The following is a 12,083-nucleotide window of genomic DNA, read 5'->3' on the forward strand; positions in this document are numbered from 1 at the left end:
GCACGGGCATGTTTTTCGCCATCAAATGGCATTACGACCAAGACAAGAAGAAGAAAAACGAAACCGGCGAACAGTGAGCGTCAGGCCCGTGTTCTGTCCCGCCAAGAGATGCCGATCCCATCGATGCAAGGGCCAGGCGCCATGTGATGCGATGCCCTCAGGCCTTGATCACGGTGGCGTCGATCTCAACCAGTTGTCCCACGTACCCTAGTGCGGCAACACCGAGCAGTGTCGCTGGCGGAACCTGGCCACCAAACCAGCCTGCGACCGCTGACCATGCCGCAGAGAGACTTGCTTGGTCTCCGATCACGTACACGACCAATTGTCGAATGTCCTTGGCTTGAAATTCGTGTACTGCGAGGAGCCGCTCCAGGTTGCGCAAGCACTGCAAGGCTTGTGCGCCCGGGTCCTGTGGGCCTACCAAGTGGCCATGGGAATCGAGAGGCACCTGGCCAGCCACAAACAGACGATCGCCGAGGCGATCCGCGTAGCGGTATTGCGGCGTGGCGCAGAGCCCTGCATTGAGTTCGGCTTCATTCATCGGGTTTGGTCAAGTGGCCTGCGGCGAACAAAAATTCTTCTGGCGTTGTTGGTTAGCCGCTCTCAATAGACCCGCAGCACCTCGAACTGCTGTCGGGTTGGAGCCAACTGTATCGACACCTCATCACCCTCGCATTTGCCCAGCATGGCCCTGCCCAAAGGGGCTTCGCTGCTGATGACCTGAACGGGCTGCGCGCCGCTGAGCAGCTTCATGCTGCCCCCATCCGGGCCGAGAAAGAGCTGTTGCTGCCTGTCGTCGGAATCGACCAGGCAGACCATCGCGCCGAGCTGTATGCCTTGGCTGGCGTCGTAGGGGCGCGGGCGCCATTGGCGCCAATTGGCCATCGCCTGGCGGATGGCTTCGGCACGCCGGGCCTGGCCGGTGGCCAGGTAGGCGGCTTCGAGTCCCAGTGTGTCGTATTTGTTTTCGGCGATGTTTTCTTCGTGGGTCGCCGTTTCATGGGCCGCCCGCATTGCCTGTTCGGCTTGCAGCAGGTCTTGGGCGAGCCGTTGCAGCACCTGCTGCTGCAGCAAGAATTTATCCATGGTGAAAAGTAGGCATCTTTAACAAGCGGATGGCAGGTCTTGATTGTGAAGGGCTTCACCCGCGTTCGACGCTTCGCTCTGCATCTGCACGCGCCTGCTGTTACTGGAGCTCAGCTCCTTGGCGGCAGCGGCCGCGCGTTGGGCGGCTTCTACAGCAGTCGTCTTGTGCGACCCATTCTTGTAGATGGCGGCACCCATCGCCAGCACAAGCGCTGCCAGGACAACCACCAGCACGGCGCTCCTGGACGCCAAGCTCCGCTTACGCCCTGGCCTCAACTCCTGGATTCGAGCGAAGAACGCGGCCGTACACCGATGGAGCAAGCCACAAGGATACGGGCCCCAGGACGGCGAGCGATACCGCCACTGCGCCCAGGTACGAGTCTGTGAGGGTGCCTAGCAGCAGCACAATGGCCAATTCAACTGCGATACAGATGCATGCAGTCTGAAGTGCGGCAAGGATTTTCTCTCGTCTGGCAATGGTCGTCATCGTGCGGTCCTCAATGGTCCAGTATTGCAAACTTGCGGGAGGGGCATGGACACTCGACAGCGCCTGGCCACGATATCCCAGCGCCTCAGTCTAGGCCGAGGGCCGGTGCAATTCAAGAGCGCTGTGCATTCCGTCGGTAAGCAGGCCAGCGCCTGACCAAAACACGCATGGCACGCTGTGCTTTACAGCGCGTCCAGGTCCGCGCGCAGATGGCTGGCATGCCCACGCAATGCCTCCAGCTGTGGGCCCTGCATTTTCTGCAGCTGGCGGTACACCATGCCCAGGCGGAAGTTGCTGCCCAGCGTGGCTTCGTTGCGGGCAAAGAAGTCCCAGTACAGGGCGTTGTAGGGGCAGGCGCGCTCGCCCACCTTCAGCTTCTTGTCGTAGTGGCAGCCCTTGCAGTAGTCGCCCATGCGGTCGATGTAGGCGGCACTGCTGACATAGGGTTTGGTGGCCAGCAGGCCGCCGTCAGCGAACTGGCTCATGCCCAGGGTGTTGGGCAGCTCCACCCACTCGAAGGCATCGATGTAGACCCCCAGGTACCAGCGGTGCACGGCGGCAGGGTCCAGCCCGGCCAGCAGGGCAAAGTTGCCGATGACCATGAGCCGCTGGATGTGGTGGGCGTAGGCACCGTCGAGCGATTGCCCCACGGCATGCTGCAGGCAGCGCATGCGGGTATCACCGCTCCAGAACCACTGCGGCAGCGGCGCGGTGTGGCCCAGGGCGTTGCGCTCGTCGTAGCCAGGCATGTGGGCCCAGTAGATGCCGCGCACGTATTCGCGCCAGCCCAGGATCTGGCGGATGAAGCCCTCTACCGCCGCCAGCGGCGCGGTGCCGGCCTGCCATGCGGCCTGGGCGCGCTGCACCACCTCGCGCGGCTGCAGCATCTTGGTGTTGAGGGCAAACGACAGCAGGGAGTGGAACAGGTGCGGGCTGCGCGTGCTCATGGCGTCTTCGTACTCGCCAAAGTGCGGCAGGGTGGTGGCGATGAAGTGGTCGAGCCCGGCCAGGGCCTCGGCCCGGTTCAGCGGCCAGCGCAGCTGCCCGGCCTGCGGGTTGCCAAAGCTCTGCACCCCGGCGGCCACGATGGTGGCCCACAGGGCGCTGTGGTCGTGCACAGGCCGCGCATCGGGCGGGGTGGCCGGGGTGCCGGGCCAAGGCTTGCGGTTGTCGTGGTCGTAGTTCCACTGGCCGCCCTCGGGCTCGCCGGCCTCGTCGATCAGCACGCCGTGCTGGTGGCGCATGCGGCGGTAGAAGTGCTCCATGAGCCACTGCTTGCGGCCTGCAAACACCTCGGCCACCTCGCTGCGGGTGGTGTAGAAATGTTCGCTGCCCACGGCCTGTGTGGCAAAGGGCTGCTCTGCGCACCAGTGTCGCAACTGTTCGTCGAGCCGCCATTCGTCGGGGTGCTGGTACTCAAACCGCTGCGCGCCGTAGTGCGCCATGAGGGCGGCCAGGTTGCCGGGCACGGACTGGCGGTTGCTGGCGTCGTCGATGGCCACGTAGCGCACGCGGTGCCCGGCGCTGCGCAGGTGCCGCGCCAGGTCGCGCATGGCGGCAAAGATGGCCAGGATCTTCTGCGCATGGTGCAGCACGTAGTCGGTCTCTTGCCGCACCTCCATCAGCACATAGACCACGCCGGCATCGGGTGTTGCAAACCAGCTGTGCCCGGGGTTGAGCTGGTCGCCCAGCACCAGACGCAGGGTGTGGGCCGGCGCGGGCTCGCGGCCAGGGCGTGTCATGCCGTGCCCCACAGGCGGCGGTAGCTGCCGTCGGCGTCGTGGTCTTGCGTCTGCTTGGCGGGGTTGAAGCGGCGCCCGCCACGCGGGTCGGTGCCGCGTCCGGCGATGTAGAGCCAGTTGCCCTGGTTGCTGTACGGGTCGTAGTCCACCAGTTGCGATTCGAACCACGCGGCGCCCGCGCGCCAGTCGCCCTGCAGCTCGTGGATGAGGTAGCTGGCGGCCACCTGGCGCAGGCGGTTGCTGAGGTAGCCGGTGGCGGCCAGCTCGCGCAGGGCAGCGTCCACCAGCGGCTGGCCCGTATCGCCAGCGCACCAGCGCGCAAAGCCAGGTGCGTTGTGGGGCGCCAGCGGCTGGGCCGAGAGGCCGCGCGCACGGTACAGGGTGCGCCCGTGCTGCAGGTGCAGCAGCCGAAAATAGTCGCGCCACAGCAGCTCGAACCAGAGCCAATAGGTGCCCTCGTTGGCGCCATGCGTGGACTCGAACCGGCGCAGCGCGGCCATGGCATGCCGGGCCGAGAGCGCGCCCGTGGCCAGCCAGGGCGAGAACTTGCTGGAGTAACCCAACCCCGTGAGCCCGTTGCGGGTGGCCTTGTAGGTGTGGGCTTGCCCACTGGCCAGGTACTGCTGCACATGGGCCAGCGCGGCGGTTTCGCCCCCATCGCAGGCGGGGGTGCCGTAGGGGAAGGAAGAGCGCACGTCACAGCCGGCACCCTCGCCCACCTCGTCACGGTGCCCGCCCTGCCCTTGCGCCGCACCCACGGCGCCGGCCGTGTGCAGCACCTCTTGCCACACCGCATCGGTCAGCGCTGCGGGCGGTGGCAACAAGGCCGCAGGCGCCGGCAGCGGCTGCGGTGGCTGGATGCCGGCCTGCTCCACCGCCTGCCGAAAGGTGGTGAACACGCCAGCCAGGTCGCCCACGGGCCAGGGCAGATCGCATGGCTGCAGCAGGCTGCTGTGCCACACGGTCTGCACCTGCAGGCCGGCTGCACGCAGGGCGGCCACCTCGGCCTGCTCATGGGGGGCTGCAATCTCTTCACACACCACGGTGGTGGCGCCCATGGCGCTGGCCAGCGCGGGCAGCACGGCGGCGGGCAGGCCCTGGCACTGCAGCAAGGGGTTGCCCAGCCGGGCCATGCCGGTCGCCAGGTCGCGCAGTGCGGCGCCCTCGAAGGCACGCCGGTGCAGGCCCCTGCGGGCAAAGCCCCAGGGCGTGGTCTCGCCGGCGGGGGGCTGGCAGTGCACGGGCACCAGGTGGGTGGTGCCGCTGCCCAGGGCAGCGGCCAGCGCGCCCTGGTCGTGCAGGCGCAGGTCGCGGCGAAACCAGAAGAGCACGGTGCGGTGCGCGGTCATGGTGTGCCCCCGGCGCGCACGTGCCCGGTAGCCTTGCGCTCGTTGCGGCACCGGTCAGAGCAGTATTTGACCTCGTCCCACACCTTCTCCCACTTCTTGCGCCAGGTGAAGGGCAGGCCGCAGTGCAGGCAGGTTTTCTGCGGCAGGTCGTGCTTCTTGCGCATGCGCATGGCGGCCTTGATGGAGGGGGTCTATGGTTCAGGCGGGCTGCAGCATCTGGTGCGCCAGCGCGCGGCCGCTGAGCCATGCGCCTTCGACCTTGCCGCCGTGCAGCCAGTCGCCGCAAACACCCAGGCCCAGGGCGCTGCTCCACCAGCAGCCCTGGTGCAGCGCGGGCTCGGTGTCGGCATAGCGCCAGCGGTGGGCCGTGGCGGCCACGGGCGGCAGCCCGCCCAGTGCGGCAAACGCGGCCAGCAGGGCGGCGGTGACCGACTCGGCGCTGTCTTCGATGTGCGCCTCGCTCCACTCGGGGCTGGCGTGCAGCAGCCAGGTCTCAGGCCCGGTGCGGCCGGGCTTGCTGCTGTCGCGGGCCACCCAGCGCAGCGGGCCGGCGTTGATGAAGGCGCCGTCCCAGGGCAAGGCCACGGGTGCGGCGTAGCGCAGCATCACCGCCCAACTGCCGCGCATGCGGGCGCTGGCGGCCAGGGCAGCGCCATCGGGCGCCACCGGTGCGAGCAAGGCCGCAGCTTGCGGCGCCGGCATGGCCAGCACCACGCGGTCGTACCGCGCCGCATGCAGACCCTGCTCTGCCGAGGTGATGGCCCAGCCCTCGCCAGTGTGCTGCAGCCGCTGCACCGTGGTCTGCCACTGCGTGGCCGCGTGATGACCAAGGCCCTGCACCAGCCAGGCGGCCGGCGCGGTCATGCGCGGTGTGCCCACAAAGCGCTCCAGCGGGGTGTGCGGCGTGGTCCAGGCCGTGCCATCAACGCTGGCCAGGCGCGCAGGCCATGGCGCAGCCACGCCGGCTGACTGCCAGCGCGCCACCTCGGCGCGAAAAGCCGGGTCGCGTGCGGTGAAATACTGGGCGCCATGGTCGCACTGCCAGGCACCAGTGCCCTCGTCTTCGGCCCGCCGCGTGGCCATGCGGCCCGAGGGGCCCCGGCTCTTGTCCAGCAGTTGAACGGCATGGCCGGCCTGCAGCAGTGCCTGCGCGCACGACAGGCCGGCCAGGCCGGCGCCGACCACGGCAAACTGCAGGCGGGTGTGTGCGGCTGCGCTCATGGCTGCGGGTCGGTGCGTTGCTGGGTCACCCAGATCAGCGCCTGGGTGTCGATGCCCAGCGCGCTGGCGCGGGCGATGAGCTGCTCGCGCACACCCGGCGCCAGCTGCTTGCTGCGCGACAGGATCCAGCAGTAGCTGCGGTCGGGCCCCACCACCAGGGCCCAGCCGTAGTCGGCGTCGAGCGCGGCGACGTGGTAGCCGCCGTAGAACGGCCCGAAGAACGACACCTTGAGCGAGGCGGTCTGCGCATCGCCCGTGAACAGTGCCTTGCCCACGGCCTGGCGCCATTCGCCGCCCTGGCTGCCCTTGGTGGTGTCAAAGCCCCGGTTGAGCACGCGCACGCTGCCATCCGCCTGGCGCTGGTACGTGGCGCTCACGTCCGTCATGCCGCGCTCGAAGGAATGGTCGAGCCGCGCCACCTCGTACCAGCGGCCCTCGTAGCGCGCCAGGTCGAACGGCGTGACGGGGGTGATGCCGGGCGGCGGGGCGGTGGATGAGCAGGCGGCCAGGGCCAGTGCCATGGAGGCAAGCCAGGCCAGTGCGGCGCGGCGAAGCCAGGGGGATGCGGTGGTGGACATGGGCGATGAACTCAAAAAATCCGTTGCAGCCCCCAGAAGCCCGGCGGCGTGGTTTCTGGGGTACTGCGCAGAGGGTGCGGCCAGCCTACTTGGGCAAAAGCACCCGGTCCACCGTATGCACCACGCCATTGCTGGCAAACACATCGGTGCCGGTGATGCGGCTGGTGCGAAGGCTCTGGTCGGTGATCACGAGGCTGGGGTTGACCGTGAAGCTCTGGCCCTGCACGGTGGCGATGGCGGTGTTGACGGGCACCTCGGCCTTCAGCACCCGCGCCGGCACCACGTGGTAGGTGAGCACGCGGGTCAGCAAGGCGGTGTCGGCCAGCAGCGCCTCCTTGGTCAGGCCCAGCTCGGCCAGCAGCGCCGCAAAGGCGGCATTGGTGGGCGCGAACACGGTGAACGGGCCGGGGCCTTTCAGCGTGGCCACCAGGCCGGCGGCGGCCACGGCCTCGACGAGGATGCTGAAGTCGGGCACCGCCATGGCGGTGGCCACGATGTCCTTGTCTGCCGGCAGCAGCACGCGGTCCACCAGGTGCACCACGCCGTTGCTGGCCTGGATGTCGGTGCTGGTGATGGTGGTGACGCGGTTGCGGCCATCGGTGATCTTGAGGCCGTTGGCAGACTCGATCTTGAAGAAGCCGCCGGAGACCGGGGTGATGGCCTTGCCCAGAGGTACGTCTGCGCGCACCACCCGGCTACCGAGCACGTGGTAGGTGAGCACAGCGGTGAGCAGGGGCTTGTTGGCCAGCAGCGCCTCTTTGGTCAGGCCCAGCTCGGCCAGCAGCGCGGCGAAGGCCGCGTTGGTGGGGGCAAACACGGTGAGGCTGCCCGTGCTCAGCGTGGGCGCCAGCCCGGCGGCCACCACGGCCTCGACAAGGATGCTCAGCTCCGGGGTGTTCTGCGCCAGTTCGACGATGTTGCGCTGGGGTTCGTCGTCGCTGCCCCCACAGGCCTGGAGCACGGTGGTGCTGGCCCCCAGGGCGGCGGCCAGAAGGACGGTGCGGCGGTTGAATGCAGTGTTCATGGGAATCTCTCCTCGCTGTCAGACAGTGGATGAAAAGAGAGGGGGCCTGCCGGACAGGCCCCCTTGAATCTGCGCCACCCGGCAGCTTTGCACGGGCAGGCGCGCAAACCGTGGGCCGCTTACTTGGGCATCAGCACCGTGTCGATGGCATGGATCACGCCGTTGCTGGCGGCGACGTCGGTGGCGATGACCTTGGACTGGTCGACCATCACGCCCATGTTGGTGGACACGGTGATCTCCTGGCCTTGCACGGTCTTGACCTTGCCGGCCTTGACGTCCTTGGCCATGACCTTGCCGGGCACCACGTGGTAGGTGAGCACCTTGGTGAGCGCCGCCTTGTCCTTGAGCAGGCCGTCGAGCGTGGCCTTGGGGATCTTGGCAAACGCTTCATCGGTGGGCGCGAACACGGTGAACGGGCCGGGGCCCTTGAGCGTGTCCACCAGGCCGGCGGCCTGCACGGCTGCCACCAGGGTCTTGAAGTTACCGGCCTTCACGGCGGTGTCAACGATGTCTTGCGCCATTGCGCTAAAGGTGGCGCCTGCGGTAAGGGCCAGGGCAACCAGGGTCTTCTTCATGATTTCATTCCTCAATATGGGGATGCACTCACACGCCAAGATGGGCGCGGGCCGATTGTATGACCGTTTGGTTTTAATTTCTACCAATTAGTTTTATTAAAACCAATTGGTTTCATCCGGTCACATGACGCGCTTTCAATGCGCGCCAAAGATCAGCGATTGGTGCGTGGCCGCGCCCGCCAGCGTGCCGTCGCCCACCACCAGCGGCAGCGAGCCGCCCTGGCGCGCCGCGTCGCCGCAGGCATACACGCCGGGCACGGTGGTGGCCTTCATGGCGTCGGTCTTGATGGTGCGGCCCAGGGGCCCGTCTTCAAACTCGCAGCCCAGGGCCTGGGCAATGGGGCTGGCCACCTCCACGCGGGTCAGGGTGAACAGGCCGTCTTGCGCAATCACGCGGCCGTCACGCATCACGATGTCCATGGCGCCTTCGATGCGGTCGATGAGCCCGCGCTCCAGCACCACGCCGCGTGCCTGCAGCTGCGCCAGCTGGTCCGCATCGGGCTCGAAGGCACCGTTCAGGAAGAAGGTGGCCTGGCCCCAGTCGGGCAGCATCAACGCGACATGCATGGAAAACGGCGACACGCCCAGGGCGCCGATGCGGCCCTGGTTCAGCTCGTAGCCATGGCAGTACGGGCAGTGAAAGACGTGGCGGCCCCAGCGCTCGGCCAGCCCGGGCACCTCGGGCAGGTGGTCGATGACGCCGGTGGCCAGCACCAGGCGGCGGGCATCGATGGCATCAGGCAAGCCATTCACCTCGACGCGAAAGCCCTGCCCTGCCCGCTCGGCAGCCGTGACCTTGCCCTCGCGCCATTCGACCGTCGGGTAGGCCATGAGCTGCGCGCGCCCCTGGGCTGCGATGTCGGCTGCAGGCGTGCCATCTTGCGTGAGAAAGCCGTGCGAGTGCTCGGCAAAGCGGTTGCGGCGCTGGCCGGCGTCCACCACCAACACACGCCGGCGCGCCCGCGCCAGTTGGGTTGCGGCAGCCAGGCCGGCATAGCTGCCGCCGATCACGATGGCGTCGTAGTGCATGTGGGGTTCCTTTTGATTCACGATACTTTTGAAGTTTCATGATAACGCGCCACCCAATTTCATGCAACTTACAATGATTCAAGAATCACACCCCAGCGGCTCACAACACTCAGCGAAGCGGTTCTAGCTAGGCGCTGTGTCGCAGGCAGTACGAGCAGTACGACAAGACGCAGCAACGACGCCAGAAGAGTGTTTTGAGGCGCTCCATCCAAGGACCAAAACCTCATGCGCAGTGATAGCCGCTTGTCCCGAATGCTCCACGTGCTGTTGCACATGGCGCGGCACGATGCGCCCTTCACCTCCGAGCAGATCGCCGCCATGCTGCAGACCAACCCCGTGGTGGTGCGCCGCACGATGGCGGGCCTGCGCGATGCGGGCTATGTGCGGTCAGAAAAGGGCCATGGCGGTGGCTGGACGATTGCCTGCGACCTGGCGAAGGTGACGCTGCTCGACATCCACAACGCCGTGGGCGGGCCGCACCTGTTTGCCATCGGCAACGGCAGCGACAACCCCGAATGCGCGGTGGAGCGCGTGGTCAACGCCGCCCTGGACGACGCCCTGCGCCAGGCCGAGGCGCTGCTGATCGCGCGGCTGGGCTCGATTGCGCTGGCCGACCTGGCAAAACAGTTCGATGCGGAGTGCGTGGCCAAGGGGTGGGCGGTTCATGGGCCCGCAGGGCATTGACCCGCGTCCATTGGAACCGGAGATACGACTCCGCCAGGGCAAGCCCGTACATTTGGAGGTTTGCGTGCAATACGCCAAGCGGCGCTTGAACGGCCGCTCATGGCTGGGGCAGGCTCTCCCCAGCAGCGAGGCAATCCTCAGAAAGAATAGCGCTCTGTCAACCAGCTTTTCTTGCTGTTCTTGTAGGCACTGAAGAGAAACAGCGCTGCAATCACGCCGCCGACCAACAGCGTGCCCTTGGGGCCCAATGTGCTGGCGATGGAGTACAGCAGCTTTTCCTTGCCGGCATGCTTGCCTGAGGCCTCGACCGATGCATTGCCCATCGACGACACGACGAAGTAGAACAACCCGGTGAGCACCAGCGTGGCAATGGCAAGGAAGATGGATTTTCCCGACCGCTGCAAGAGCCCTGGCCGCAGCTGTTCGGCCTTGCCGCTCTGGCCCATCAGCGCCTGAACGCTGGCCACGATGCGCTTTTGGGCGGCCTCCGACAGGGCATGCACGCCGATGTCGTCGCCCAGGCCCTTCGCGGTAATCACCGTGGTGAACCGTGCATCCTTGGCCGCATGCACCGAAGCCACCTTGTCCTTCTCGATCAACCTGCCGTGCTCGCCCAATTGGGCTTTTTCCTTCTTGCCGAGCGTTGCCAGAGCACGTGGCTCAAGATCTTTTTGCGTGCTGAAAACCACCGCGCGATCCGACACACCCACCACCCCACCGTTGACTTCAATCATTTTTTCCTCCCTGTTGATATTGTTGAGGCTTGAACCATTCAGCAAGGGTTCAAACCGGTTGAGCACTGCAACTGCAGGCGAAAGTCTAGCGCCTGCGGACATGCTGGCACTGGACAAAGTGTCCAGTGCCAGGACCTTGCAGGCGCTTAGGATGCGCATGCACTTAAAAAGTCTCTGCAAGGAATTGAGAATGGGTATCGCGTTTCGCCAGACTGACATCAACATCAAGATTGCCAAGAAACATGCGAAGGAGATTTCCAAGCTCCTGCTGGACAAGGGCTGGATTGCTGAGGACATGCCATTCGATGCCGCGCTGGCGGCGATAGGCTGGCAGGGCAAGGGCCAGAGAAACGTGCTGGAAATCGACGAGATCGATGTCGACAAGATCACCGAGCGGGTATCCCAACGCTTGGAGGCGCTGGCGCCCTTTGTGCGCGATGGGAGCTTTGTCCGCTTCGAGTCCGAGGAGAGCAGCAAGGACTACGCGCTCTGTGTTTTCGAAGGGGGCAAGGCCCATGGATACGGGTGGCTGGGCGCGCCAGCAAAATCATCGACCGCCGCCGCCGTCGGAACCGTGCCGAGCGGTGCCTGGAACGAGTACATCCATGACGAATCCCCCTCGCAGGAGAAGCTGACAGACTACCGCTACTGGGCAGTGGCGGCTTGGAACATGGCGCAGAACATCGGGTTCATTGCCCAGAGTTCCAAGCGCTTCGGTGCCAAGGACGCAGACCAGGCCTACTGGATCATGCGGGCGTGCGAAGAGGCGCGAACGGCCCTTCAAGGGGAGCGCTACCTGATCGTCCAGGACATCCAGATGTACGGAAAAGAGGTGGGCAAAATCCCCCAGACCCTTGCGGACCATGCGCAGGAAGTCAAGCTGCGCTGGCTCAAAGGGCCCCGCAAGAAGCTGGCCGAGCTGCCTTTCGCCATCGAGGCGGATGAGCTCACAGCCCTGCTCCCCTACCGCGAGACGTTTGCGCCCGGGCGGGATATTCTGATTGATGGGCAGGAGGGTGCATTCCAGCCCGAAGTGCTGTCCTTCTTCGAGCACCTGCGCAAGGCATCGTGGTACCGGCAGGTCGGCAGCCTGGAAAAGGACGGCAGTGCCTACCGCGAGGTGATCACGGATTTCAAAGGAATGATGTCCGACGTGACGGAATCCGCCGATTTGAAGGAGAGCCTGCTCTTTCTGCACCGGATGACCTCCGTCAAGGATGGGAGCGATGCCATCACCCCTGGTGTGGACAGAGAAGACGTTCCGGACCGCGCCCCGGGGATCCACAAGGCGATGGCAAGAATCAGCCAACTGACCGCAGCGTAGGCCAACCGGCTGTCACCCCCGTGGGGCCGTGCTCTGGGTGGCGATGGGGTTGCTCGCGGGGACATGGGCACCTTGCCGAGAACGCAACGCGGCGGCCGACGCAACAGGCGTCCTGCAGTGGCATCGCTCCAGTCACTGGTAAAAAAACGTGTCTTTCCAGGCGCCCCATGTCGATTGGGCGTACTGTCGTTCGTCGTGTGATGACGGGGTGCCCACGGGCGGGCGCGCCGCATGGTCAACCCAACAGGAG

General features: G+C 66.1%; 13 protein-coding genes. 2 read left to right on the plus strand and 11 right to left on the minus strand.

Annotation, left to right across the window (positions count from 1 at the left end):
- Positions 1-157 precede the first annotated feature (157 nt).
- The 10 genes from ASE28_RS05645 to ASE28_RS05690 all read right to left on the minus strand — a co-directional run bounded on the left by ASE28_RS05645 (position 158) and on the right by ASE28_RS05690 (position 9,091).
- Positions 158-541 (minus strand): RidA family protein, encoded by a 384-nt coding sequence (locus ASE28_RS05645; RefSeq protein ID WP_057265366.1) that lies wholly within the window; start codon positions 539-541, stop codon positions 158-160.
- A 62-nt stretch (positions 542-603) separates the two neighbouring features.
- Positions 604-1,086 (minus strand): GreA/GreB family elongation factor, encoded by a 483-nt coding sequence (locus ASE28_RS05650; RefSeq protein WP_057265369.1) that lies wholly within the window; start codon positions 1,084-1,086, stop codon positions 604-606.
- Positions 1,087-1,755: 669 nt separating this feature from the next.
- On the minus strand, positions 1,756-3,315 hold the full coding sequence (locus ASE28_RS05660) for a cryptochrome/photolyase family protein (RefSeq protein WP_057265374.1): 1,560 nt from the start codon (positions 3,313-3,315) through the stop codon (positions 1,756-1,758).
- Complete coding sequence (locus tag ASE28_RS05665; RefSeq protein ID WP_057265375.1) at positions 3,312-4,664, minus strand: DASH family cryptochrome; 1,353 nt, start codon at positions 4,662-4,664, stop codon at positions 3,312-3,314. The genes ASE28_RS05660 and ASE28_RS05665 overlap by 4 nt, the downstream gene beginning before the upstream one ends.
- Entirely contained in the window at positions 4,661-4,834 is a 174-nt protein-coding gene (locus tag ASE28_RS33495; protein WP_082607929.1) for a DUF2256 domain-containing protein, read from the minus strand. The genes ASE28_RS05665 and ASE28_RS33495 overlap by 4 nt, the downstream gene beginning before the upstream one ends.
- Positions 4,835-4,862: 28 nt before the next feature.
- Complete coding sequence (locus tag ASE28_RS05670) at positions 4,863-5,885, minus strand: NAD(P)/FAD-dependent oxidoreductase (RefSeq protein ID WP_057265378.1); 1,023 nt, start codon at positions 5,883-5,885, stop codon at positions 4,863-4,865.
- Positions 5,882-6,463 carry a lipocalin family protein gene (locus tag ASE28_RS05675; protein ID WP_057265380.1) on the minus strand — a complete coding sequence of 194 codons (582 nt, stop codon included), beginning with the start codon at positions 6,461-6,463 and terminating at the stop codon, positions 5,882-5,884. The genes ASE28_RS05670 and ASE28_RS05675 overlap by 4 nt, the downstream gene beginning before the upstream one ends.
- 85 nt (positions 6,464-6,548) lie before the next feature.
- Positions 6,549-7,487, minus strand: coding sequence for a fasciclin domain-containing protein (locus tag ASE28_RS05680; RefSeq protein ID WP_057265382.1), 939 nt, complete (start codon positions 7,485-7,487; stop codon positions 6,549-6,551).
- 119 nt (positions 7,488-7,606) lie between these two features.
- A complete protein-coding gene (locus ASE28_RS05685) occupies positions 7,607-8,062 on the minus strand; it encodes a fasciclin domain-containing protein (protein ID WP_057265383.1) in 456 nt (151 codons plus the stop codon).
- A 135-nt stretch (positions 8,063-8,197) separates the two neighbouring features.
- The gene (locus ASE28_RS05690) at positions 8,198-9,091 is read right to left on the minus strand and encodes an NAD(P)/FAD-dependent oxidoreductase (protein WP_057265386.1); all 894 of its coding nucleotides are present in this window, start codon (positions 9,089-9,091) and stop codon (positions 8,198-8,200) included.
- A 225-nt stretch (positions 9,092-9,316) separates the two neighbouring features.
- Between ASE28_RS05690 and ASE28_RS05695 the strand changes: the two genes are divergently transcribed.
- On the plus strand, positions 9,317-9,775 hold the full coding sequence (locus tag ASE28_RS05695) for an Rrf2 family transcriptional regulator (RefSeq protein ID WP_057265388.1): 459 nt from the start codon (positions 9,317-9,319) through the stop codon (positions 9,773-9,775).
- A gap of 137 nt (positions 9,776-9,912) precedes the next feature.
- Here the strand turns inward: ASE28_RS05695 and ASE28_RS05700 are convergent, their stop codons facing one another.
- Complete coding sequence (locus ASE28_RS05700) at positions 9,913-10,575, minus strand: hypothetical protein (protein ID WP_235516047.1); 663 nt, start codon at positions 10,573-10,575, stop codon at positions 9,913-9,915.
- A gap of 124 nt (positions 10,576-10,699) precedes the next feature.
- Here ASE28_RS05700 and ASE28_RS05705 point away from each other — a divergent pair, with 124 nt between their 5' ends.
- Entirely contained in the window at positions 10,700-11,833 is a 1,134-nt protein-coding gene (locus ASE28_RS05705) for a hypothetical protein (RefSeq protein WP_235516048.1), read from the plus strand.
- Positions 11,834-12,083: the final 250 nt, after the last annotated feature.

Origin of the sequence: Acidovorax sp. Root219 (genome assembly GCF_001428665.1) — a bacterium.
Taxonomy (GTDB): Bacteria; Pseudomonadota; Gammaproteobacteria; order Burkholderiales; family Burkholderiaceae_C; genus Acidovorax.